Annotated in this window: 21 protein-coding genes; 15 read left to right on the forward strand and 6 right to left on the reverse strand. The window is 35.6% G+C overall.

Annotated features, from left to right (window positions below):
- Positions 1–52 precede the first annotated feature (52 nt).
- The 15 genes from RM697_RS10360 (at position 53) to RM697_RS10430 (ending at position 15,855) form a co-directional block, all read left to right on the forward strand.
- Complete coding sequence (locus tag RM697_RS10360) at positions 53–1,126, forward strand: 2Fe-2S iron-sulfur cluster-binding protein (RefSeq protein ID WP_311427818.1); 1,074 nt, start codon at positions 53–55, stop codon at positions 1,124–1,126.
- 234 nt (positions 1,127–1,360) lie between these two features.
- Positions 1,361–2,317 (forward strand): 1,2-phenylacetyl-CoA epoxidase subunit PaaA, encoded by a 957-nt coding sequence (gene paaA / locus RM697_RS10365; protein ID WP_311427819.1) that lies wholly within the window; start codon positions 1,361–1,363, stop codon positions 2,315–2,317.
- A gap of 11 nt (positions 2,318–2,328) precedes the next feature.
- Positions 2,329–2,616, forward strand: coding sequence for a 1,2-phenylacetyl-CoA epoxidase subunit PaaB (gene paaB / locus RM697_RS10370; protein WP_299125143.1), 288 nt, complete (start codon positions 2,329–2,331; stop codon positions 2,614–2,616).
- Positions 2,616–3,371, forward strand: a complete 756-nt coding sequence (paaC, locus tag RM697_RS10375) for a 1,2-phenylacetyl-CoA epoxidase subunit PaaC (RefSeq protein ID WP_311427820.1) — start codon at positions 2,616–2,618, stop codon at positions 3,369–3,371. Before paaB ends, paaC begins: the two co-directional genes overlap by 1 nt.
- Position 3,372: 1 nt before the next feature.
- The gene (gene paaD, locus RM697_RS10380) at positions 3,373–3,873 is read left to right on the forward strand and encodes a 1,2-phenylacetyl-CoA epoxidase subunit PaaD (RefSeq protein WP_311427821.1); all 501 of its coding nucleotides are present in this window, start codon (positions 3,373–3,375) and stop codon (positions 3,871–3,873) included.
- Between the two features lie 17 nt (positions 3,874–3,890).
- Entirely contained in the window at positions 3,891–4,676 is a 786-nt protein-coding gene (locus RM697_RS10385; protein ID WP_311427822.1) for an enoyl-CoA hydratase-related protein, read from the forward strand.
- Between the two features lies 1 nt (position 4,677).
- On the forward strand, positions 4,678–5,832 hold the full coding sequence (locus RM697_RS10390; protein WP_311427823.1) for a 3-hydroxyacyl-CoA dehydrogenase NAD-binding domain-containing protein: 1,155 nt from the start codon (positions 4,678–4,680) through the stop codon (positions 5,830–5,832).
- Positions 5,832–6,239 carry a PaaI family thioesterase gene (locus tag RM697_RS10395; protein WP_311427824.1) on the forward strand — a complete coding sequence of 136 codons (408 nt, stop codon included), beginning with the start codon at positions 5,832–5,834 and terminating at the stop codon, positions 6,237–6,239. Before RM697_RS10390 ends, RM697_RS10395 begins: the two co-directional genes overlap by 1 nt.
- A gap of 7 nt (positions 6,240–6,246) precedes the next feature.
- Positions 6,247–7,455: a 3-oxoadipyl-CoA thiolase gene (gene pcaF, locus RM697_RS10400; protein WP_311427825.1), complete on the forward strand. Its 1,209-nt coding sequence runs from the start codon at positions 6,247–6,249 to the stop codon at positions 7,453–7,455.
- A gap of 2 nt (positions 7,456–7,457) precedes the next feature.
- Positions 7,458–9,956 carry a phenylacetic acid degradation bifunctional protein PaaZ gene (paaZ, locus tag RM697_RS10405; protein WP_311427826.1) on the forward strand — a complete coding sequence of 833 codons (2,499 nt, stop codon included), beginning with the start codon at positions 7,458–7,460 and terminating at the stop codon, positions 9,954–9,956.
- A gap of 96 nt (positions 9,957–10,052) precedes the next feature.
- Positions 10,053–10,805, forward strand: a complete 753-nt coding sequence (locus RM697_RS10410; RefSeq protein WP_311427827.1) for an enoyl-CoA hydratase/isomerase family protein — start codon at positions 10,053–10,055, stop codon at positions 10,803–10,805.
- A gap of 1 nt (position 10,806) precedes the next feature.
- Positions 10,807–11,403, forward strand: a complete 597-nt coding sequence (locus RM697_RS10415; RefSeq protein WP_311427828.1) for an acyltransferase — start codon at positions 10,807–10,809, stop codon at positions 11,401–11,403.
- Between the two features lie 2 nt (positions 11,404–11,405).
- Positions 11,406–12,695, forward strand: a complete 1,290-nt coding sequence (locus tag RM697_RS10420; RefSeq protein ID WP_311427829.1) for a dihydrolipoamide acetyltransferase family protein — start codon at positions 11,406–11,408, stop codon at positions 12,693–12,695.
- Complete coding sequence (locus RM697_RS10425; RefSeq protein WP_311427830.1) at positions 12,692–14,737, forward strand: alpha-ketoacid dehydrogenase subunit alpha/beta; 2,046 nt, start codon at positions 12,692–12,694, stop codon at positions 14,735–14,737. Before RM697_RS10420 ends, RM697_RS10425 begins: the two co-directional genes overlap by 4 nt.
- 56 nt (positions 14,738–14,793) lie before the next feature.
- On the forward strand, positions 14,794–15,855 hold the full coding sequence (locus tag RM697_RS10430; RefSeq protein WP_311427831.1) for a bestrophin family protein: 1,062 nt from the start codon (positions 14,794–14,796) through the stop codon (positions 15,853–15,855).
- A gap of 55 nt (positions 15,856–15,910) precedes the next feature.
- Here the strand turns inward: RM697_RS10430 and RM697_RS10435 are convergent, their stop codons facing one another.
- The 6 genes from RM697_RS10435 to RM697_RS10460 form a co-directional block, all read right to left on the reverse strand.
- Positions 15,911–16,102, reverse strand: a complete 192-nt coding sequence (locus tag RM697_RS10435) for a cold-shock protein (RefSeq protein ID WP_311427832.1) — start codon at positions 16,100–16,102, stop codon at positions 15,911–15,913.
- A 120-nt stretch (positions 16,103–16,222) separates the two neighbouring features.
- The gene (locus RM697_RS10440; RefSeq protein WP_311427833.1) at positions 16,223–17,899 is read right to left on the reverse strand and encodes a SulP family inorganic anion transporter; all 1,677 of its coding nucleotides are present in this window, start codon (positions 17,897–17,899) and stop codon (positions 16,223–16,225) included.
- A gap of 103 nt (positions 17,900–18,002) precedes the next feature.
- Positions 18,003–18,548: a DUF4136 domain-containing protein gene (locus RM697_RS10445; protein ID WP_311427834.1), complete on the reverse strand. Its 546-nt coding sequence runs from the start codon at positions 18,546–18,548 to the stop codon at positions 18,003–18,005.
- A 16-nt stretch (positions 18,549–18,564) separates the two neighbouring features.
- Positions 18,565–20,580 carry a urocanate hydratase gene (gene hutU, locus RM697_RS10450; RefSeq protein WP_311427835.1) on the reverse strand — a complete coding sequence of 672 codons (2,016 nt, stop codon included), beginning with the start codon at positions 20,578–20,580 and terminating at the stop codon, positions 18,565–18,567.
- A gap of 11 nt (positions 20,581–20,591) precedes the next feature.
- Complete coding sequence (locus RM697_RS10455; RefSeq protein WP_311427836.1) at positions 20,592–20,759, reverse strand: C1orf53 family protein; 168 nt, start codon at positions 20,757–20,759, stop codon at positions 20,592–20,594.
- A 372-nt stretch (positions 20,760–21,131) separates the two neighbouring features.
- Positions 21,132–26,468 carry a DUF8693 domain-containing protein gene (locus tag RM697_RS10460; protein ID WP_311427837.1) on the reverse strand — a complete coding sequence of 1,779 codons (5,337 nt, stop codon included), beginning with the start codon at positions 26,466–26,468 and terminating at the stop codon, positions 21,132–21,134.
- Positions 26,469–26,477 lie beyond the last annotated feature (9 nt).

Genomic DNA, 26,477 nt, shown 5'->3' on the forward strand with positions numbered 1-26,477 from the left:
TATCTTTGTTCATCAAACTAACAAGTGTTAGTTAAATGAATGTAATTATTGTATGGCAGATTTTTACAACTTAAAAGTTGCTGATATTTATAAGGAAACTGAAGATACTTCGGTCGTAACGTTTCATGTTCCAGAAGAATTGAAAGAATCGTTCAAGTTTAGTCAAGGGCAGCATTTAACCTTAAAAGCCGATATTAATGATGAAGATGTAAGACGGTCCTATTCTTTATGCTCGTCTCCATTTGATAATCAATGGCAAGTTGCCGTTAAGCAAATTCCTGGTGGAAAGTTTTCAACCTTCATCAATAATAAGGTGAAATCAGGTGATGTCATGGAAGTTATGGCTCCCAGTGGGAATTTTGGCGTAGAGGTAAAGCCTAATGCCTCAAAAAACTATATTTTCTTTGCTGCAGGAAGCGGAATTACTCCTGTTTTGTCTATGATTAAAGCACATCTGCAAGCTGAACCTCATTCAACTTGTAAACTGTTCTATGTTAATAAAACTGCAAAATCTATTATCTTTAAAGAAGAACTTGAACAGCTTCGAAACACCTATTTTGGCAGATTAGAAATCTATTATTTCTTAACTAAAGAACGTCGAGATATTGAATTGTTTAATGGACGATTTGATGATGAAAAAATGGAAGTGTTAACAAAGACATTTATTGATATTCCTGATACAAATGAAGTGTTTCTTTGTGGTCCAGAAAAAATGGTGAATTATGTAAGCGAGTATTTGGTAAATGTTGGCTTGCCTAAAGAATTAGTGCATTATGAATTGTTTGTTACTGGATTGTCTGAAGAAGATATAAAACGAGCTGAGCGCTTAGCACAACAAAATGTAGAAGGTATAGAAGTAACTATAGTAGATGGAGGAAAAGAGTTTGAATTTACTATGACTAAAGACTATGATAATATTTTAGATGCAGCTTTAGGTGCTGGAGCCGATTTGCCTTTTGCATGTAAAGGTGGTGTTTGTAGTACGTGCAAGTGTGAGGTTAAACATGGTGAAGTTGAAATGAAAATCAACTATGCATTAGACGATAAAGAAGTGAGTCAAAATCTGGTTTTGAGTTGTCAAGCCGTTCCTATAACAGAAAAAGTTGTAGTAGATTTTGATGTATAATAAAATAATGGCGTTACTCTGCATAGCTCTAAAAAGAGCGATGAAGAGTCAGGCTCTCACAAGTCGCTATCAAAGATGAGCTCCAACAATTGCTCCATCCTTAACGCGCATTGGTCTTGTGAGTAAAAAAGTGTCCTTCCGAGTAAAGTCGAGGAATATCAAAATATATTGAAAAAGAAAGATTAAAGTTGAATCAGCTAAAAGGGTAAAACCATATGCTAAAAGCTAGAGAAAATGAGTGAAGATCAAATTAGAAATCTAGAAGAACAATTTGAAGCACGAATTGCACGTGATGAAAAAATTGAACCTAAAGATTGGATGCCCGAAAAGTATCGCAAAACGCATATCAGACAAATGTCTCAGCATGCGCATTCTGAAATTGTCGGTATGCTACCTGAAGGTAACTGGATTACGCGTGCACCTTCCTTAAGGCGAAAAGTTGCCCTTCTAGCTAAGGTTCAAGATGAAGCTGGACACGGATTGTACCTCTATTCGGCAACAGAGACCTTAGGAATCTCAAGAGACGAAATGTATGAGCAATTACATACCGGAAAAGCAAAGTACTCGAGTATTTTTAATTATCCTACCATCACTTGGGCAGATATGGGTGCTATAGGCTGGTTGGTAGATGGTGCAGCTATCATTAATCAAGTGCCTTTATGCAATACATCTTATGGTCCTTATGCTAGAGCGATGATTCGTGTGTGTAAAGAAGAAAGTTTTCACCAACGTCAAGGCTTCGAAATCATGATGAAATTGGCAAACGGAACACCTGAGCAAAAAGAGATGGCTCAAGATGCTTTAAATCGCTGGTGGTGGCCTAGTTTGATGATGCTCGGTCCAACAGATGATGTTTCAGTCCATACAGCACAGTCTATGAAATGGAAATTGAAACGTAAATCTAATGACGACCTTCGTCAGCAGTTTATTGATCAAACTGTGCCCCAAGCCGATTTAATCGGATTAACAATCCCTGATCAAGATTTAAAATGGAATGAAGAAAAAGGTAGTTATGATTTTGGAGACATTGATTGGGATGAATTTTGGCAAGTCGTAAAAGGTCATGGTCCTTGCAATAAAGAACGTATGAAGGCTAGAGTAGGTGCTTGGGAACGCGGTGAGTGGGTGCGTGATGCAGCAATGGCTCATGCCCAAAAGAAAAAAGAAAGAAAACAAAAACAAGCAGTTTAAAACATAAGATTATGTCAACAAAAAATTGGCCGCTTTGGGAAATCTTCGTTAGAAGTAAAAACGGATTAGAACATAGGCATTGTGGTAGCCTTCACGCAGCAGATGCCGAAATGGCACTTGAAAATGCTCGTGATGTCTATACAAGACGAAATGAAGGTGTAAGTATTTGGGTTGTAGAATCTAAAAATATTACCGCTTCAAACCCGGAAAACAATGGAGAATTGTTTGAACCTGCTCAAGATAAAGTCTATCGTCATCCAACATTTTACGATTTACCTGACGAAGTAAAACATATGTAATGAAAAACGAAAATCTATATAATTATATTCTCGGTATTGCAGATAATAGTTTAATTCTAGGTCAACGAATGGGAGAGCTATGTGGTCATGGTCCAACATTAGAAACGGATATCGCGTGTACAAATATTTCTTTGGATTTATTCGGTCAAGTACGCAGTTATTTTCAGTATGCAGCTAAAATTGCGGGTGATGGAAGAACTGAAGATGATATCGCTATGCTCCGTAAAGAAAGAGACTATAAAAATGTATTACTAGTTGAACAACCTAATACCAATTTTGCGTTTACAATGACACGTCAATTTTTGTTTGATGTCTATCACTTAGCGTTTCTTTCAGAATTACAAAAAAGTACAGATTTAACATTATCTGCGATTGCAAATAAGTGTATTAAAGAGGTGAGCTACCATGAACGATTTTCATCGGATTGGGTTAAACGTTTAGGTGATGGCACTCAAGAAAGTAAACAAAAAATGCAAGATGCTATTAATAGTTTATGGACCTATACAGATGAATTGTTTCATCAAACAGAAGAAGATAAAGCGATGGTGAAAGAAGGTGTTGGTGTAGATGTTACAAAGCTTAAGGATACGTATTATAGCCAAGTAAATCAGCTATTAGAAGAAGCTGGGCTTGTAACTCCTGAGACTAAATGGTTCCAAAAAGGAGGTAAAGAAGGTATTCATACAGAGCATTTAGGATATTTATTAAGCGACTTGCAATATATGCAACGTACCTATCCAAACATGGAATGGTAAAATGATAACAACTGAACAAAATATTGATGATATTTTAATTCCAATATTGGAAAAAATCTCTGATCCAGAAATTCCAGTACTATCAATTATGGATATGGGAGTTGTTCGTTCAGCAACTGTTAGTAATGGCCTTGTAAAAGTAGAAATCACACCTACCTACAGTGGTTGTCCTGCAATGGATGTGATAGGTGATGATATAAAAAAAGAATTATTAAATATAGGTTATCAATCAGAAATTGATTTGATTTTACATCCAGCTTGGACGACCGATTGGATTACACCAAGAGGTCGAAAAGCATTAGAAGAATATGGCATAGCTGCACCTTTAGAAGCTGACGCAGACAAAGATGTATTGCTAAATGGAAAGCGGTTGGTTAAGTGCACCAATTGTGGTTCAAAAAACACAAGATTAATAAGTCAGTTTGGTTCAACAGCATGTAAGGCACAATTTCAGTGTGACGATTGCCTTGAGCCATTCGACTATTTTAAATGTCTTAAATAGACTATAAAAATTAAGATATGAGTAATAATTCAATTCTTTTAAAAATTGAAAACAAAGTAGCACACATCACGCTTAATAGACCAGAAGTATTTAATAGCTTCAATCGAGAAATGGCTTTAAGTTTGCAGTCTATTTTGGATGATTGTGAAACCAATAAAAACGTTAGAGCAATAGTTTTGACTGGAAGTGGTAAAGCATTCTGTGCTGGTCAAGATTTAAAAGAGGTCACAGATCCAAATTTAAATCCAGGATTTAAAAAAATATTGGAAGAACATTATAATCCAATAATAACTCGAATACGTTCTATTAAAAAGCCAGTTATAGCTGCAGTAAATGGTGTTGCAGCTGGTGCAGGTGCCAACATAGCTTTGGCTTGCGATATTGTAGTTGCTCATGAAAAAGTAAGTTTTATTCAAGCATTTAGCTTAATTGGTTTGGTGCCAGATAGTGGAGGAACTTTCTTTTTGCCGCGACTAATTGGTTTTCAAAAAGCATCAGCATTGGCCATGTTAGGTGATAAAATTGGCGCTGAAGAGGCTGAAAGAATGGGAATGATTTATAAATGTGTTGCTTTAGATGAATACGAAGACACCATTAACAAACTTGGGCTTAAATTAGCGAATATGCCAACAAAAGCGCTTGGATTTATTAAAGAGTTGTTTAATCAATCTATGACAAATACTTTGGACGAACAATTAGCATTAGAATCTAAATTACAAATTGAAGCAGCAAATAGTGAAGATTATAAAGAAGGTGTAGCAGCATTTATAGAAAAACGTCAACCAGAATTTAAAGGTAAATAATATGAACGTAGGAATTATTGGTTCTGGAACAATGGGAAGTGGTATTGCACAAGTCGCTGCAACCGCTGGTTGTAAGGTGAAATTATACGATTCGAACAAAAATGCTTTAGATAAAGCAAAAGCATCTTTAGAGAAAATAATGAATCGTCTTATTGAAAAAGGTCGAATAGATGCAAATGAGAAAGCTAGAATTCAAAACAACATTAGTTATGTAGATAGTTTGAAAGCTTTAGCCGATGCGAATTTAACGATCGAAGCCATTGTTGAAAATCTTGATATTAAAAAGAACGTATTTTCAGAATTGGAAAGTTATGTGGCCGATGATTGTATTATAGCATCAAACACGTCTAGTTTATCTATAGCATCAATTGCTGCATCATTGCAAAAGCCAGAACGTTGTGTTGGTATTCATTTTTTCAATCCAGCACCTTTAATGAAATTGGTAGAAGTCATTCCAGCTATTCAAACATCTGAAGCTGTGCTTCAAAAGTCTATTGATACGATATCTGATTGGAAAAAAGTAGTAGCTGTCGCTAAAGACACACCAGGTTTTATTGTTAATAGAGTCGCTCGTCCTTTCTATGGAGAATCATTACGAATTTATGAAGAAGGTATTGCCGATTTTGCAACTATTGACCATAGTTTAAAATCTTTGGGTGGTTTCCGAATGGGACCATTTGAATTAATGGATTTTATAGGAAACGATGTAAATTATACAGTAACCGAAACCGTGTTTACTGCTTTTTATTACGACCCTAGGTACAAACCAGCATTTACACAAAAACGATTTTCAGAAGCAGGTTATTTAGGTCGTAAATCTGGAAAAGGGTATTACGATTATTCCGAAGGAGCAACCAAACCGAATCCAACAGAAGATAAAGCACTAGCTGAGCAAATTTTTAATCGTGTTTTAGTCATGCTCATCAATGAAGCTGCCGACGCATTATTTTTAAATGTTGCCTCGGCGGAAGATATCGATAACGCCATGACCAAAGGGGTTAATTACCCAAAAGGCTTGTTGGCTTGGGCAGATGAAATAGGCATTGATAAATGCGTTGCTACATTAGATAAATTGTATGATGAATACCATGAAGATCGCTATCGTTGCAGCCCATTATTACGTAAAATGAATCGTGAGAATAAAACATTTTTTTAATGGAAGGCGCTAAAATTCCATATAAAATGCTAAGCCAAGATGCATTCAGTACTTGGATGGGAATTGAAATTATCGTGTCTGAAATTGGACGTGTTAAAATTGGAATGACCATTCGAAAAGAAATGCTGAATAGTATGAACTATGCACATGGAGGCATTAGTTACACATTGGCCGATACAGCATTTGGATTTACGTCAAATACACATGGTAAGTATGCGGTGTCTATTGAGACGAGCATCAATCATATTGAAGCATTAAATGAAGGTGATTATATAGTTGCGGAATGCGTTATTGAAAAGGTGAATAATAAATTAGGATTTAATATTGTAGAAGTAAAACGAGGTGATGAGTTAGTCGCACTTTTTAAAGGTGTGGTCTATAGAACTCAAAAAGACTGGGAAGAATAAATAAGATATGAAAGAAGCATATATTATAGATGGTGTTCGTACACCAATTGGAAACTACAAAGGCACCTTATCTGCTGTTCGTACAGACGATTTAGGAGCGTTAGTGATTGCAGAAGTTGTAAAGCGTAATCCAAACATTCCAAAAGATGCTTATGATGATGTGATAATGGGCTGTGCCAATCAAGCTGGTGAAGACAATCGAAATGTCGCACGTATGTCGTCGTTACTGGCAGGTTTACCGTTTACAGTGCCTGGAGAAACTGTGAACAGATTATGTAGTTCTGGACTGTCCGCAATAATTCACGCTAATCGTGCCATTAAAGCAGGAGATGGCGACCTATTTATTTCTGGTGGCGTTGAGAATATGACAAGAGGACCATACGTTATGGCAAAACCATCTACAGCATTTGGTGGTGATTCAAAAATGTATGATTCTACTTTCGGATGGCGTTTTGTAAATCCGAAAATGGACAAACTCTACGGTACAGATGGCATGGGAGTCACTGCTGAAAATTTAGTTGAGAAGTATAATATTTCTCGTGAAGACCAAGATAAATTTGCGTATTGGAGTCAAATGAAAGCTTCAAAAGCTCAAGAAAATGGTCGTTTAGCAAAAGAGATAGTAACAGTTGAAATTCCACAGCGTAAAAAAGATCCGATTCAGTTTTCAAAAGACGAATTTGTAAAACCAAATACCTCATTAGAAGTTCTAGGAAAGTTAAGAGCTGCCTTTAAAAAAGAAGGGGGAAGTGTGACAGCAGGAAATGCATCTGGATTAAATGATGGTGCTGCTGCAACGATTATAGCATCAGAAGATGCAGTTAAAAAATACAACCTAAACCCACTAGCCAGAATTGTAAGTTCTGCAGTGGTTGGTGTTGAGCCACGAATAATGGGAATTGGCCCTGTTGAAGCATCTAATAAAGCTTTAGAAAAAGCTGGATTGACTATGGATGATATGGATGTTATAGAACTTAATGAGGCATTTGCAGCGCAAGCATTAGCATGTATAAGAGCTTGGGGACTAGCAGACGATGATTCAAGATTAAATCCCAATGGTGGTTCGATAGCAATCGGACATCCATTAGGTGTTACCGGAGCACGAATTGCCTATTCCGCAGCTTTAGAATTACACGAGCAAAATAAAAGATATGCATTAGTAACGATGTGTATTGGAGTTGGGCAAGGTTATGCAGCAATTATAGAACGCGTTTAATTATGAAAAAAATACAGCATTACGTTCAAGGCAATTGGACTGCAGGAAAAGAAGAAGGAACACCAATCCTCGACGCCGTGACCGGTGAAGCGTTCACAAGCGTTGCTATAGAAGGATTAGATATTCCTGAAATTCTAAACTATGGACGTACCAAAGGAGGCGAAGTACTTCGTAAAATGACATTTCAAGAACGTGGAAATATGCTTAAGAAATTGGCATTATATCTCACAAAACGAAAAGATGCATTTTATGATTTAAGCTATAGAACTGGTGCTACTAAAGTAGATAGTTGGATAGATATCGAAGGTGGTTTCGGAAATCTATTTGCCAATGCTTCACTTAGAAAATTATTTCCTAATCAACCCTATCATGTAGAAGGAGATGCTATCGATTTATCTCGTGGTGGACGTTTTATGGCACATCATATTATGGTGCCAAAAAAGGGAGTTGCTGTTCATATTAACGCCTTTAATTTCCCAGTATGGGGAATGTTAGAAAAATGTGCAGTGAATTGGATGGCTGGAGTTCCAGCAGTAGTCTTGCCAGCACCTTCATCGTCATATTTAGCAGAAGCAGTAGCCAAAGAAATTATTTCTTCAGGTATTTTACCAGAAGGAGCGCTTCAAATTATAAACGGAACAGTTAAAACAATTTTAGATACAGTTGAATCTCAAGATGTTGTAACCTTTACAGGTTCTGCACAAACAGGTCGCTTGCTAAAAGCGCATCCAAGATTAATTCAAGAATCTGTACCATTTACAATGGAAGCAGATTCTTTAAATGCTTCAATTCTAGGAGAAGATGCAGTGCCTGGAACACCAGAATTTGACTTATTTATCAAAGAAGTCAGAAAAGAAATGACGGTTAAAGCTGGTCAAAAATGTACGGCGATAAGGCGAATCATAGTACCAGAGAACTTAGTTGAAGATGTTCAAATTTCATTAGAAAAAGCATTAGGTAAAGTAACAATTGGTGATCCAAGACTTAAAGAAGTTAGAATGGGTTCTTTAGTAAGTCGACAGCAAGTACAAGCGGTGAGAGATTCAGTTAACGATTTAGCTAAAGAAGCTCAAATCGTCTATGGTGATTTGGATAAAATTGAAACCATTGGAGCTGATGCTAAAAAAGGGGCTTTTATTAGTCCGATTCTATTAAGAGCAGATCATCCTTTTCAAAATACTGTAATCCATGAACGTGAAGCATTTGGTCCAGTGAGTACCATTATGCCATATAAAAATTTAGACGAAGCTATTACACTTGCTCAAATGGGTAAAGGATCGTTAGTATCTTCAATTGCAACTAACGATGATAAAATTGCTAAAGACTATGTGGTCAATGCGGCATCTCATCATGGTCGTATTTTAGTACTCAATAGAGAAAGCGCTAAAGAAAGTACAGGACATGGTTCGCCATTACCTTATTTAGTGCATGGTGGTCCTGGACGCGCTGGTGGAGGTGAAGAAATGGGAGGTATGCGTGGTATCAAACACTATTTACAACGTACAGCAATTCAAGGGTCACCATCAACGATTACAGAGATTACTGGTATTTACCAACAGAATGCAAAATATAAGGAAGCAGAACAGCATCCATTTAAATACCACTGGGAAGATATTGAGACTGGAATGTCTATGAAAACCCATAAGCGTACCATAACAGATACTGATATTATTGGTTTCGCAAATATTACTTGGGATCATTTCTATGCACACACAGATATTACATCCTTAGATGGAAGTATTTTCGAAAAAAGAACAGCACATGGTTATTTTATAATTTCGGCTGCAGCAGGATTATTTGTGCATCCAAATAAAGGACCAGTATCTGCAAATTATGGATTAGAAGAATGTCGTTTCTTAAGACCGTTATATCATAATGATACTATATACGTTCGGTTGACTTGTAAGCAAAAAATTGATCGTGATGTAGCTTCGGCTGAGCATCCAAGTGGCATTGTAAAATGGTTTGCAGAAATCTTTGATGCTGATGACGAATTAGTGGCATTAGCGACCGTATTGACTATGGTTCAGAAGAAGCAAGAAACCTTTGTTGAAATGACTACTGAAAAAATTGAAGAGTGCTTAAGTCAGCTTTCAGAAGACACAAAACCAAAATGGGGCATTATGACGCCTCAGCATATGTTAGAGCATTTAGAATATACCTATAAAATAGCCGCAGGTGAAATTCAAGATTTTGAAATTTCAACACCAGAAAAGATTTTAGAGAAAGTAAAAAACAGTTTGTGGAACTATAAAAAATTCCCAAAAAACAGTCAATTTCCTTTACTGGAAAAAGATACGCTAGATGAATTAAAGCATGAAGATTTTACAACAGCGCTTGAGAAATTTAAAGAACAGCGTGAAGCTTATTTAGAATTTTTTAAAGAGAATCCAGATGCCACATTATCAAATATGGTCTTTGGTGAATTGAATAGATATGAGTGGTATTTAATGGAGCGTAAGCATTTGAATCATCACTTTGAACAATTTGGATTAATTTAGTTTGTCATTCCTGCATAGGCAGGAATCCACAATAGAATAAATAATAATAATAAAATTAGATTCCTGCCTTCGCAGGAATGACAATAAAAGAAAAATATGAGTGATCCATATGTTAAGATTAATATAGAAAATGAAGTAGGATACATAGAATTTTTTCATCCTGCACATAATTCTTTACCAGGAGATATACTAGAAAAATTGGCTAATACGATTACTGAAGCTGGTCAGAATGATGCGATTAAAGTCATAGTTCTAAAGAGTGGTGGAGATAGAACATTTTGTGCTGGTGCAAGCTTTAAAGAATTGATTAATATCAATGATGCTGCTACGGGAAAAGTATTCTTTTCAGGTTTCGCAAATGTCATTAATGCCATGCGTAAATGTCCAAAATTTATTATTGGACGTATTCAAGGGAAAACCGTTGGTGGTGGAGTAGGATTGGCGGCTTCTACTGATTATTGCATGGGAACAAAATTCGCAGCCATTAAGTTAAGTGAATTAAATATTGGGATTGGACCTTTCGTTGTGGGACCAGCCATTGAACGTAAAATGGGATTGAGTGCGATGTCGCAAATCGCGATAGATGCTAATTCGTTTTATCCGCCAGAATGGGCAAAACAAAAAGGTTTATTTACTCATGTTTATGAAAGTGCTGAAGAATTAGACGAAGCTGTAAAAGCAACTGCTGAGCATTTATGTACCTATAACACGGAAGCTATGCTAGAAATGAAAAAAGTATTTTGGAAAGGTACAGAGGATTGGGATGAACTTTTGGCTGAACGTGCTCAAACAAGTGGACGTTTAGTACTGTCTGAGTTTACAAAAGAGAAATTAAAAGGATTTAAGTAAAATGATATACAGTTTCCAAGGCTACATACCAGTTGTTCACGAAAGTAGTTTTGTGCATCCTTTGGCTGCAGTAACAGGAAATGTTATTATTGGTAAAAACTGTTATATAGGCCCTGGAGCTGCAATTCGTGGTGATTGGGGACAAATCATTTTAGAGGATGGTGTAAATATTCAGGAGAATTGTATAGTACATATGTTTCCTGGTAAATCAATTATGCTAAAAGAAAGTGCTCATGTTGGTCATGGAGCTATTATCCATGGTGCTAATTTAGGAAGGAATTGTCTCATAGGAATGAATACTGTCATTATGGATGATGCTGAAATTGGTGACGAATGCATCGTCGGTGCAATGGCATTTGTAAAGGCAGAAACTATAATTCCCAATAGAAGTTTAGTGATTGGAAATCCGGCCAAAGTTGTTAAGCAAGTGACAGATGATATGATTGCCTGGAAAACAAAAGGTACAGCACTGTATCAACAATTACCAGCCGATTGCCATGACAGTTTAAAAGAAGTAGTGCCTTTAAGAGAAGTACCTGAAACTATGAAAATTCAAGACGATGTGTATAAAACACTTCGTGATTTTATGAATAAATAAGAATGTCAAAATTTGATTTAAAAATGCCCAAAATGGGCGAAAGTATAACCGAAGGGACCATCATTAATTGGTTGGTTGCCGAAGGTGAGGCTTTTGAAGAAGGGGATATAATTTTAGAAGTCGCTACAGATAAAGTAGATAACGAAGTACCTGCGCCTTCATCTGGAATCTTAGTGAAAACTATGTATAAAGCTAAAGATGTTGTTCTTGTAGGAGAGGTAATCGCTATATTAGAGGTTTCAGAAGAATCTAAACAGAAAAAAGAGTCTAGTCAAGATGACAAGAAGGAGGTTAAGAAAGAAAAGAAGACATTTAAACGTAGGCAACCTCTAGTCGCTTCAGCAGAGAAATTTAATGTATCTAATTCTAATACATTCTTTTCGCCTTTAATTATTGAAATTGCGAAAACACATCATATTAGTTTTGAGGAACTGGCAAGAATTCCAGTTACTGGACTTGATGGCAGACTGCGAAAAAGTGATGTATTTCAATATATAGAAGATGGTCGCTCTTATAAATTTGCGCAACCAATCACTCAAGATCCAACAGTCTACAGAATTCCACAATTAACGTTCGATAAAGGAAAAGGAAAGGTGATAGAAATGGATCGTATGCGCCAAATGATTGCCGATCATATGGTGTATTCGAAACATACATCACCTCATGTTACGGCTTATGTCGAAGCCGATTTAACTAATATGGTGAATTGGAGAAATGCAAATAAAGTAGCGTTTCAAGAAAAATATGGAGAACGCCTAACCTTCACACCTTTGTTTGTAGAAGCCGTTGCTAAAGCGATTAAAGATTTTCCAAATATTAACGCTTCTGTAGATGGCTCAAATATTATTGTAAAAGAAGATATAAACGTTGGTATGGCAACTGCCTTGCCAAGTGGTAATTTAATTGTGCCTGTTGTTAAAAATGCAGATACTAAAGATTTAAAAACGCTTGCCGAGAATGTAAATGCATTAGCAGAAAAAGCTAGAGAGAATAAATTAGTTGGTGACGACATTAAAGGAAGTACGTTTACTATTTCGAACGTAGGAACCTTTGGTAGTGTGATGGGAACTCCTATTATTAATCAGCCAGAAGTTGCCATTTTAGCGCTCGGAATTATTAAAAAAAGACCAGAAGTCATTACTACAGAAAAAGGTGATGAAATTGCCATAAGAAGTATGATGTACTTGTCCTTATCTTTTGATCATCGTGTCGTAGATGGTTTTTTAGGTGGAAGCTTTGTGCGTCGCGTTGCTGATTATTTTGAACAATTTGATGTAGATAGAAAGATATGAACAAAAACATATTAAAAAAAGGATATGACAAGCTTAGTACTGCAAAAGCGATGACCGAATTATACGAAGCTAATTTTAAACAGGTTTCAAAATATGTACATGCAACCTCCAGAGGTCATGAAGCCATTCAAATTGCTTTAGGCTTACAATTACTACCTCAAGATTATGCGTTTCCATATTATAGAGATGATGCTATGTTATTGTCTTTTGGCATGCAACCTTACGATTTAATGTTGCAGTTATTAGCTAAAAAGGATGATCCGTTTTCGGCAGGAAGAAGTTATTATTCGCATCCTAGCTTAAAGGATGATGATAAACCCAAAATCCCGCATCAATCCTCAGCAACTGGCATGCAAGCCATCCCAGCAACTGGAGTTGCAATGGGAATGCAATACAAAGAATTGCAAGGCTTAGGAGATAAAACATTAAAAGATGCACCTTTAGTTGTATGTAGTTTAGGAGATGCTTCTGTAACCGAAGGTGAAATAGCAGAAGCCTTTCAAATGGCAGCATTAAAGCAAATGCCAATTTTATATTTAGTACAAGATAATGGTTGGGATATTTCTGCAAATGCAGCAGAAACAAGAGCGCAAAATGCATATGAATATGCCCAAGGATTTCACGGCTTAGAGGCTATTTCTATTGATGGTGCAAATTTTACAGAAAGCTATGAAGCATTGGAGAAAGTCATAAAAACTATACGAACAGAAAGACGTCCAATATTAGTGCATGCTAAAGTGCCATTACTAAATCATCATACGTCAGGAGTTCGCATGGAATGGTATCGAGATGATTTAGAAGAAGCACGTTCTCGTGATCCTTATCCAGTATTAAAACAGCAATTAATTGATGCAGGTTTTTCTGAAAAAGAAATCAACCAGATTGAAACAAAAGCAAAAGAAAATGTACAATCCGATTTCGAAAAAGCTTTAAAGGCTGAAGACCCAAAACCTGAAGATTTATTTACTAACGATTTTGTGCCGACTCCAATAACAGAAGAAAAAGGAATACGTGAGCCAGAAGGAGGCGAAAAAGTTGTGATGGTAGATTGCGCGTTGTTTGCAGTAGAAGAACTTATGCGAGAGCATAAAGAATGTTTACTCTATGGTCAAGATGTTGGTGGTCGATTAGGAGGTGTATTTAGAGAAGCCGCAACATTAGCACAAAAATTTGGTGATGATCGCGTATTTAATACACCAATTCAAGAAGCATTTATTGTAGGTTCTACAGTAGGTATGAGTGCAGTTGGCTTAAAACCTATAGTTGAGGTGCAGTTTGCAGATTATATATGGCCAGGGCTAAATCAATTATTTACAGAAGTAAGTCGTAGCTGCTATTTATCAAATGGTAAATGGCCTGTCAGTATGATTTTGCGCGTGCCAATTGGAGCTTATGGTAGTGGTGGACCTTATCATTCGTCTTCAGTAGAAAGCGTGGTCACTAATATTAGAGGTATTAAAATTGCATATCCAAGTAATGGCGCAGATTTAAAAGGCTTGATGAAGGCAGCTTATTACGATCCAAATCCTGTAGTAATTCTTGAACATAAAGGATTGTATTGGTCGAAGGTTAAAGGAACCGATGGTGCAACATCTGTAGAACCAAGTGAAGATTATGTATTACCTTTTGGCAAAGCTTGGGTGTTGCAAGAAATTTGGAAACAAGACCATGTTGAGACATTGACTATTGTTACCTACGGAATGGGAGTGCATTGGGCTTATAATGCCACAAAAGGTATGCGAGATCAAATAGAAATTATCGATTTACGTACCTTATTTCCTTTAGATGAAGATACTATTATGACCTCTGTTAAGAAAACAGGTAAATGTTTAGTCGTTACTGAAGAACCGTCTAATAATAGTTTTGCTAGAGCTTTGGCAGGAAAAATACAAGAAGAGTGTTTTAAATATTTAGACGCTCCAGTGATGACTATTGGAAGCGAAAATATGCCAGCAATTCCTTTAAATTCTACATTAGAAGAAACTATGATTCCTTCGACAGAGAAAGTAAAGGCTAAGATAGAAACATTATTAGATCATTAATCCAAATGGTATAATATTAGAATTTCTGTATCTTAGATTGAACTAAAATCAATTAAATGCTTACCAAAAAACGATACTCGGTCAAAGACATGGTTCTATGGACTAGAGGTGAAACACTAATATATCTTTTATATGCAGGAATAATTACTGTGCTTTATAAAGTGTTAGGCTTTACATTTTTAAATGTGCCTTGGACTCCTGTAGCATTGATAGGTACAGCTGTAGCATTTCTTGTTGGTTTTCAAAATAATTCAGCTTACGGACGGATTTGGGAGGCAAGAATGATTTGGGGAGCAATAGTCAATACTTCTCGTACTTGGGGAATGAAAGTGCAAGATATGGTTACTAATGAGCATTGTGATGAACCTATTTCTGAAGTTGAATTGAAGAAGCATAAAAAGACATTAGTTTATCGTCATATTGCATGGATGACATCATTAAGATATGCAATGCGTCAGCGTAAAAGTTGGGAAACTCAGCATAAAGCTAAAACAAATCAAGAATGGCGAAATATGATTCATATTCCTGAGGAAGTATCAACTCTTGATGATAATTTAATGATGTATTTATCGGAAGAAGAAAGGAAATATGTACTGTCTAAGAATAATAAGCAGACCGCATTATTATATTTACAATCAAAGCATATCAGACAATTAAAAGAAAAAGGTGTAATCTGGGAATTCGCGTTTTTAGAACTTGAGAATGTTCTAGAATCATTATTTACTCATCAAGGAAAATCTGAGCGTATAAAGAATTTTCCATATCCTCGGCAATATGCGAGTTTGGGCTTATATCTAACAAGAGTTTTTACAATTTTATTGCCCTTTGGTTTGATTCCAGAATTTGCTGAAATAGGTGATACAATGGTGGATGACTTTTTCCTTGTCGGTAAATATTTTATTTGGATTGCTATTCCGTTTTGTGCTGTTGTTTCTTGGGCATTTCATACCATGGAACGTTTAGCCAGAACAGGCGAAAATCCGTTTGAAGGTGGACCGAACGATGTTCCTATTTCTACTATTGCAAGGGGAATTGAAATAGATTTAAGACAAATGCTTGATGAAGGATCAGAAAGTATCCCAAGTCAATTTCCAGAAGAAATGAATGTTCAGATGTAAGCAATAAAAAAGCCTATCGATATGATAGGCTTTTAAAAAAGTTTTAAAAGATATATTAGATAACTTTTACGTTTACCGCATTTAATCCTTTTTTTCCTTCTGTTAAATCGAATTCTACTTTATCACCTTCTCTAACCTCATCGATTAATCCAGAAATGTGTACAAAATGATCTTTGTCGCTTCCTTCTTCTGTTATGAATCCAAAACCTTTAGAATCATTAAAAAATTTTACTGTACCAGTACTCATATTAAAATATATTAAATTAAGTTGCGAAAGTAGTCTAATTAATTGATTTTCAACTATTTTATATTTCTAAATTAAAATATTATAATATAACAAATTGATTATTAGTTAAATAGCCTGTAATTATATATTGTATTCAGAGAGTGGTTTTGTAAATTTTTCTGGGTCTGCAGCCAGATGATAACGTGGATCGTCAATAGCCTCAATAATAACTTCTTCAAATTTTGGGCTAGCTTTTCTAAGTAATACTTTGCAATCTTCACTTAAATGCTTAAGTTTAATAGACTTGCCTTCAGCTTCATATTTATTAACCAGATTAAAAATTGCTTCGAGCGCTGAATGATCACTAACTCTTGACTCAACAAAATCAATTTCAACATTATCGGGATCATTTTTTACGTCAAATTTTGAATTGAAATTTTGTATGGATCCAAAAAACAATGGTCCCCAAATTTCATAAGTTTTTGTACCATCAGATTGAATACGTTTACGAGCTCTAATCATAGTTGCGTTTTTCCATGCAAATACTAATGCAGAGATAATTACACCAGCAATTACGGCAATAGCTAAATCTTTCCAAACAGTGATTGCTGATACTGCTATTAATACAAGCGCATCTGAAAGTGGTATTTTTCTAATAATTCTGAAACTACTCCATGCAAATGTTCCAATAACAACCATAAACATTACGCCTACTAAAGCGGCAATTGGTATTTGTTCTATCAATGGAGCACCAAAAAGAATGAAACAAAGAAGTGCTATAGCTGCAATGGCTCCCGACAATCTTCCTCGTCCACCAGAATCTACATTAATTATAGATTGTCCAATCATAGCACAGCCACCCATTCCTCCAAATAAGCCGTTAAGTATATTTGCTCCACCCTGAGCTACACATTCTCTATTACCATTTCCTCTAGTCTCTGTGATTTCATCAACTAGATTTAATGTCATTAAAGATTCTATTAAACCAACAGCGGCTAAAATAAATGCTGTTGAAAGTATTAAATCCCAATGACCAGAAAGTGTGTTAAATAAACCAAATATTTGATCTTGAAAAGTTGGTAATGTTCCTTGTAGACCTTCTCCTCCACCTTCTCTAATAAAGCTTCCAACTGTACTCATTTCAATATTTCCAAATATAGTGATACAGGCTACTACAATTATAGCTACTAAAGCTGCCGGAACTTTTTTAGTTAGTTTAGGTAAACCAAACATAATACCCATTGTAAGTCCAATAAAGGCTAGCATTTTCCATAATTCAATATTTGAAAACAAGTAAGAGAGCCAATCTACTGTATTATTCCAAACAGAAATATCTTTAGGTACTGCATTTGGGAATAGCCCAAGTTGTGATAGAAAAATCACAATAGCTAATCCATTAACAAATCCCATCATTACAGGGTGAGGGATGAGTCTTACAAATTTCCCAAGTTTAAATACTCCTGCTAATATCTGAATACCTCCAACAAAAAGTAATGTTATGAATAACCATTGTAGTCCAAGATTTTCAATCGGATTTTCTAGTCCTATACCAACTTCATTTCCTTTTTGTATGAGATGTACCATAACTACAGCCATAGCACCTGTAGCACCAGAAATCATACCTGGTCTTCCTCCAAACAAAGAGGTTACAATTCCCATCATAAACGCACCATAGAGTCCTACTAGAGGATCAACACCAGCTACAAAAGCAAATGCTACAGCTTCTGGAACTAAAGCTAATGCTACTGTAAGTCCAGAGAGTATATCGTTTTTTGGATTTTGAGTAAAGTTTTTTCGGGTTGTATGACCTAGTATCATAATACGTGGTGTTAAAAGTCGGCAAATATAGGCTAATATATTTAAGTCATAAAAAAAGCACCAACTAGAGTTGATGCTTAAATATCTTAAATGTATAGTTTTCTTAATTCAAAGCAGGTGGATATTCTACCATAATTTTTTCTACAAACTCATTGATACGCTCTTCTTTTTTTTCTACTTTTTTACTCTTAGTTACTAAATATCCTGTGCCTTGGCCTTGCCATACTAACTCTCTTTTTTTGGCATCGATCAAATCTATATATAATATGCCCTCTGTAGATTTTGATATCATATTATAATTATTCCAATACCAAGGTGTCCAATTCCAATTGTAATAATATGGTCCTACACCATTATTATAAACATTTACCTTTTCTCTTGCTTTAGTAAATATACTAACTAACATATCTGGATTTTCGGATTTAGTAAAGCCTTTAGCTATTAAATCGGATTCTATAGCTCTTAATATTCTTCGTTTATCTAAGTCATTAATTTCAGCTTTATCAATTCCAGATTTTAAAAATGCAAAAGTTTTATAGTCATTAAAATTTGTGTTTTTATCGTAATCTGAAGCTACTTTTACAGAGCTACAAGAACTTATTAGAAAAATTGCCAATACCAATGTTGTTTTTTGTAGTAATGTTTTCATGACTTATATATTATGGTTAAACAGAATTTAATAAACTAGTGTCAACATCATTAGGAAGCGTTACCTTTAAGTTAGGTTCTGTTTCCATAGCACGTTTAATAGCAAATATCGCTTCATCATTTCTTGCCCAACTTCGTCTTGCTATTCCGTTATTTACATCCCAGAATAACATTGACTTTAAACGTTTCGATGCTTCTTTACTACCATCAAGAACCATACCAAAACCGCCATTGATAACTTCGCCCCAACCAACACCACCACCATTGTGGATACTTACCCAAGTAGCACCTCTAAAACTATCACCTATAACATTGTGAATGGCCATATCTGCTGTGAATCGTGAGCCATCATATATGTTACTGGTTTCTCTGTATGGAGAATCTGTACCTGATACATCGTGATGATCTCTACCTAATATTACTGTTCCTATTATTTCATTGGCTATTGCAGTATTAAAAGCTTCTGCAATTTTCATTCTTCCCTCTGCATCAGCGTATAATATTCTGGCTTGAGAGCCAACAACAAGTTTGTTTTCTTGCGCACCTTTAATCCATTGAATATTATCAGCCATTTGCTGCTGAATCTCTCTTGGAGCATCTTTCATTATAGTTTCAAGGACTTCACAGGCAATTTTATCTGTTTTTTCTAGGTCTTCAGGTTTCCCTGAGGCACAAACCCAGCGAAAAGGACCAAAACCATAATCAAAACACATAGGTCCCATGATGTCTTGTACATAACTAGCGTAGCGGAATTCGGTCATAGGTCTTGACTCCGCTCGACCAGACAAATCATGTTCAGCTAAGACTTTTGCGCCAGCACGTGAGGCTTCCAATAGAAACGCATTACCATAATCAAAAAAATACGTCCCTTTTTCTGTATGTTTATTTATGGCATCTGCATGACGTCTCAAACTTTTTTGAACTTCTTTTTTAAAGCTTTCAGGATTGTTTGCCATCATTTCATTGGATGCTTTAAATGATAATCCAACAGGATAATAACCACCAGCCCAAGGATTGTGGAGCGAGGTTTGATCACTTCCTAAATCAATATGAATATTGGCTTCATCAAATTTTTCCCAAACATCAACAACATTGCCTAAATATACTATGGAAACAGTTTCTTTATCTTCTTTCGCTTTTTTTACTCTGAAAACGAGTTCATTTAGATCAGTTATTTTTTCATCAATCCAACCTTGGTCTAAACGCACTTGTGTTATTTTCGGGTTAACTTCTGCACAAATGGTTATGCAACCAGCAATATTTCCAGCTTTTGGTTGTGCTCCAGACATGCCTCCTAAACCAGAGGTGACAAATATATTGCCTTTGGGTTCTTTTCCTATTTTTCTAAAACCGTTTAATACTGTAATTGTTGTACCATGTACTATGCCTTGTGGACCAATATACATATAACTACCAGCAGTCATTTGGCCATATTGTGTAACACCTAATGCATTAAATTTTTCCCAATCATCTGGCTGAGAATAGTTAGGGATCATCATGCCATTTGTTACAACAACTCTTGGAGCGTCTTTGTGAGAAGGAAATAAGCCCATTGGATGGCCAGAGTACATAACAAGCGTTTGCTCATCATTCATTTCAGCCAAATACTTCATTGTTAATAAATATTGAGCCCAATTCTGAAAAACGGCACCATTTCCACCGTAAGTAATTAACTCATGTGGATGTTGCGCAACAGCATAGTCTAGATTATTTTGGATCATTAGCATTATTGCTGCTGCCTGTTTAGATTTTGCAGGATACTCATTTATTGGTCTCGCATACATTTTATAATCTGGTCTAAAACGATACATATAGATGCGACCATACGTTTCTAATTCTTCTTTAAACTCTGGTAAAAGTGTTGGATGATGTTTTTTATTAAAATAACGAAGTGCATTTTTAAGCGCTAATTTTTTTTCCTCCTCGTTTAATATGGCTTTACGTTTTGGTGCGTGGTTTATTTCTAAATCATAAGATTTAGTTTTTGGTAACTTTTTTGGTATTCCTTCTCTTATTTGTTCTTTAAACGTCATAGGTGTTGATCCTAGTTTTTTTTTATAGTATTTGTTTTTTTATCGAAACCATAAGGGCAATGCTTGCATCCACTTTCGCAGCAGTAACCTCTTTTAAGGTGATATTGCTCTGTAAAGCATCTATAACCTTCTGGAGTTAGGTAGTAGTCACCGTCTTCTATTGGGACAAATTTCTTCATTACTACAAAGGTAAATTAATTTGGCGTGAATTTTGAATTACAAATTTTATGATCGTAGTATTAAAAAATTTGATTCCAAAAGGATTTTTAGGTATAACGCTTTATCCGTTTATATTTCTGAAGAATCATACCATGAAAAGCAATAAAGTGTTAATTAATCATGAGTTGATTCATTTGAAACAACAATTTGAATTATTGATTATACCGTTTTATATATGTTATGCAATAGAGTTTTTATGTCGTTATATTCAGCATAGAAACAGGTTTAAAGCTTATCAGAATATATCTTTTGAACGTGAAGCGTATACTAACGAAAACGACCTTAATTTTTTAAAATCAAGGTCGTTTTTCAATTTTATAAAATATCTGTAATTAATACACTATTTTCTGAATCTTCTCTCTACCATCGGTAAGTTTAGCCCTAACAAAAAGGACGCCTTCACTTGGTTGTAAGTCTTTAAGTACTACATCTAATTGGTTAAGATCATCAACTTTAATCAAAGTTCTGCCTAAAACATCATAAACAACAACAGAGTCTATTGGACCAATTTTAGATTTTAATTTCACTAATTTATCTTCAACGTAAATGAGTAAACCAGTATTAAGTTCTGTCTCATTAATACTTAAAGCATCATTAGTATATCTTAACACAAAACGATCTTCGTAACTTCCTGCTTCAATTGAAAAAGTATAAGGACTTGTTCTTAAATCGTGAATGGTATTTAGATACGTGTCTTCTAAATAAATATTTTGGCCATTTATGCCTTCAAAGAGACCATCTAAGGTATTAATTGCTATGGTATAACTTCCATCTTCTAATACATCAACTCCGAGAGGAACTAAATCATCATCTTCAAAAGGTAATTGACGACCTTGTATAGTCATTCTTTTATCATGTATCATAGAGTAGATACTCATGGTGTTAGATTCAAAAGTATAAGCATCATATAATCTATCCTTTTCTTGAGTAGCACCTTCAATATATCCGATTAAAGTGCTTGAAGCTTGTCCGCTACTATTTTCTAATAAATTTAACCATATACGATGGCGTTCTATATTTTCATAATTAGTATTTGAAATATCAGAATTCATTCTGTAGAAGTCACTATTGTCATGGTTTCTACTTCGCATAGAATTGTTAAATGTAACACTGCCAGTTTCGCTATCATTTAGTGCTAACACAAAGAACCCTTGACCAGCACCTATGAAACCTGGAAAAGTTGGATTTGGATTTGACACACCACTTAGATTGTAAGTAATGTAATCGTTTCTATTGTAAGTTAAAGCGAAATCATCATAGAAAGAATCAGGATAAGTACCAAGAGCACTTCCATGAGTCCATATATGAACAGCACCTTCTATAATATTATTATTTGGATGAGATAAAAAGGCGTTTGCACTTAAAGCTGATGGATAAGGATTACCAATTAAATTCCAGTTATCATCAAAAGGAGTAACAGTTAATATATCAGTTCCATATGGATTATATGTAAAATTAGGGTTGGAAATATTGTTATTTCCACTTACTATAGGTTGAGTAATAACACCATTATTAGGTTTTCCTATAAATGTTGCAGTAAAAACTGAAGCTGCAGCTGTATGACCTATGGGACCCCTTGAAATATAGCCTTTACCAAGACTCATATTACCAGTATAAGATTCCCAATCACCATAGCATATTGGTACAGATGGAGGTGGTGTAAATCCGTTAGGTATTGTTTGTCTCCACTGATAAGTATATGGAGGTGTATTGGCACCATAAACGCCAGATAAACTAAAAACTTCTACAGGAGATGACCAATACACGTAATCTTCTTGTCTTATATTAGTATCTCTATTGAGAACTAAATTACCAGAGCCACTATTATTATTAACATTTGCAGCGCCTTCGTTAACTTGAACTAAACTAGAACTACTGTTAACGACTAATTGCGAACTAGCTTCTAAATCAATAAAATCAACAATTGTTAATGTTGCATAATTAGAATCAAAAGTATTATTGTCGAGTGTAAGGTTTGCACCACTATTAATAGTTAAATTTAACCCATCACCATCATCACCTCCATATATTACAGGGTAATTTCCACTTCCAATAACGGGGATTGTAATACAATCAAGCGAAGTTGGTACTCCATTTGGTGTCCAGTTATTGGCATTAGTCCAGTTATCTAGACCAGTTGATCCGTTCCAGATTTTACCTGAGCCTTGTGTAACAACAACTTCGTCAGTTACTGTTATTGAATTACCACAAATATTGTAGGTAGCTTCTGCTGTGTAAGTACCTCCTTGACCAGGTCCGCGAGTTAGTGTGCTTCCAGTACCAACTAAAGTACCAGCGGTGCCAGAACCATCATACCAATTTATTGAAGTAGCATTTATTGCTGCTCCATCTGGTACAAAACGCCAAGCTTCATTTGTTGTTTCCCAATTAGTATCTAGTCCATTTCTACAATTAGCAACCTCATATTGATTATTAGGTGCTAATGGTGTGATATCCCCTTGAACACCTATAATAGCATTTCCATCATTCCATGGAAAAACATTATTATCGTCAATGCGTTTTTCTTCTATAAATACTTCGATAATATTAGTTGTTTCATGTAATACGATCATACCAGAATATAAAATAGAATTATCAGAAAACATAGGTACATCTTTCCATACAACAACAATTTTCCTACATCCAATGTCTGTTGGGTTAACTATTCTGCTAAAAATTTCATTAGTTGTGCTTGCACTTGGATCAATATCATGATAGACACCATAAATGGTTTGCTCAAATAATGCACCTGCTGTACTTGGAAGATTATTAGAAAAAGCATAGCCAGAAAGACTTCCCGGAGCTATAGAAGAATCAAATGTTATATTTCCGTTAGCACCCACTAGGAATTGGTTATATGTGTTTCCATAAAAACAAAAATCAAATGGTATAGTAGAGTATGCATCAGCCCAAACATCATCATCTGCTACATTTATAGGGCTTGCAGCCAAATTAAAAAACGGAATAGGTGGGTTATAAATAATTTTTTCGGCTCTATAGCTTGTGGTTTCTTGCATTTGAGAGTGCGCCTCAAGCGTAACACTTGGATTTCCACAACCAATTAAAAATGATGGATCTGATACAAAAGGGTCGGCTACAAAAGGATTAGTACCTTGCTCATCTACAATCAATGGACATGCCGATGGTGTAGTTACAGTAATAGCACAGGTGTCAAAAATCAGAGGAATCCATACACCTTGACCATCGGTTCCACCACAATCGCTTCTTACAAATACGTAGTATTGTGTATTGGATGTTAATCCTGAAAGATTTACAGAGTTCCCTGTTGTAGAACCTGTGATGTCATCACCTGGAGTTACTGTAGAGTCATCCAACGATATGATGTAGTCATAGCCATTTCCTGGAGGATTAAGAGGTTCTGTCCAACTTAATGTTGCTGTTGTTCCTGAGGTTACTAAGGCAAAAAGATCAGTTGGATTATCATCACACAATAATTCAGTTATAACTATATTATAATCTTCAGCCTCACCGAATGATATATTATTACAAGGGTCAGGGTCAGTACTAAAATAATCTGCTCTAATTCGCATAACATAAGTACCAGCCGTAATGCCTGTTGGTATAGTAAAGCTATCAGTTATATTAGTAAAGAAGCCACCAGAAGTATATACTTTTTCATTGGCATCATCAAAATCAAGATCATTATTTAAATCGATCCAAATATTAAAACCATAAGTATCAAATGTACCAGAAAAATCTACAGTAAAATTTACAATTCCGCCTTCAATTTGACTCACAGATAATGGTCTAAAATCACTATATCCAGTTGAAGTGATACCTGCTCCTGTATTATTATTAGTTAATGAATTGCTGCCTGTTGCAGAAAAATCATCTATATAATCTAAGCTATCATCGGTTGATGAAGGAATACATAAAGATGGTGCATCAGTAGTCTCATTTCCATTTAATGAGGCTATACTGTAAATTGGTCCACCACTACAGCCAGTGTTATTGTAAGCATAAATAAAGAAATAATACGTAGTGGATGCATTTAAACCATTAGCGGTAAAGTTAGTGTTACCATCATTGTCTATCACAGTAGCACCAGATATAGTATTGCCAATATTATATGTTGTTCCATCCACAGGAGGTGGCGTAGGAGTTACACCTGTTGTATTCATAAGAACCAAATAGCCATCTGCGCCTCCGGGTGAAGCGCCAAAATTACCATCAATAGAATTATTGGTAACCGTTACAAAATTTATTGGTGCTGCTGGATCATTTGGTGCAGTACATGCAGGTGGTGTACTAGCACATATTCCAAACGTACCATTACCGCCTCCCCAATCCCACACTCTTATATAAAGTGTTTCTCCAGGTGTTCTTCCAGTAACTGAGATATAAGACATTGCACCATTAGGGCTATCATCGTCGTCACACTCAATTAATGTGAGTGTTCCAGCACATGTCCCAGAGTATACTGCCATACCACTATCTGTCATAGAACCAGTTTGCGTATCGATATCTACTTGCCCATTTGCAGGTACAACTACAGAAAACCAGGCATCATCATCGACGTAAAATGCGCAACCAGGATCCGCAACGCCACTATCTGTTGCGCCTACATTGGTTGCACTGGTATAATTGCAAGTAGATGTTACAGGACTAGGCAATGCAATAGCATTGGCACAGACATCATTTGTAAATGTAGGAGGTGTTGTCACACAAATATCAAACGTTCCTTCATTACCAACACCTCCATAACTGTAGGTTCTTACATAATAAGTTGCACCTATAGTTAAACTATTAAGACTAATGGTTTCTTCATCAGGATCAAAAATGGGCCAATTATCATCTGAACAGTCTATACTCGTAAGACCAGCACAAGTGCCAGAAAACACTTCAAGTACAAGATCATAGATCGATCCAGCAGTAACCGTGACATCATGGTTAGTACTTGTTGCAACAAAACTATACCACACGTCATCATCGGCATCTGCAAAACCAACACAATCTGGCTGAGATTCAGTTGCTCCGCTAGAGTCACCTGTAACAGCGTTACATGTATTATCAACACTTGGTGTTAAAGAGATGGCGCCAGAACAATCATCGTTAAATTGAGGAGGGTCACCTATAATATCTATGTCATCAATATAAACATCATCTCCATTTCCACTAGCGTCACATCGAATACGAAATCTAGAACTAGCACTGAAGGAGTAAGTTGCATCGTCAATTAGTATAGTTGTATTGTAATCTACTCCATTATTAAAATCAGTTACAACAACATAATTGCCTATTATAGACCATCCAGCTCCTCCATTGTTAGAGAATTCGACAAAAAAGTCTTCTGTAGGGTTAAAGCCGATACTATGATAATCAAATGAAATACTAACTTCGTTAAAAGTAGCTAAATTAATATCGTTGGTATAAATAGAAGAAGCAACACCACTATTATCCTGTAAGTTTATGGCCCAGTTACCATTGGGTTGAGAAGCATTAACTCTGTTCGCATCATTATTACCACCACCAGCACCACCATCTCCATCATTCCATATTCCCCAGCCAGTTTCAAAATCTTCAAAATCTATTGGTGTTTGAGCTTGATTAGACTGATAACTAAATAATGCTATGCATAAAATAAATAAAAACCCCTTAAGGTTAAATTTATCTTTTTTTATATTAATCTGCGAGTAATTTTTTATCATACTTCCATA

Source organism: Microcosmobacter mediterraneus, from assembly GCF_031846265.1.
Lineage (GTDB): Bacteria > Bacteroidota > Bacteroidia > Flavobacteriales > Flavobacteriaceae > Microcosmobacter > Microcosmobacter mediterraneus.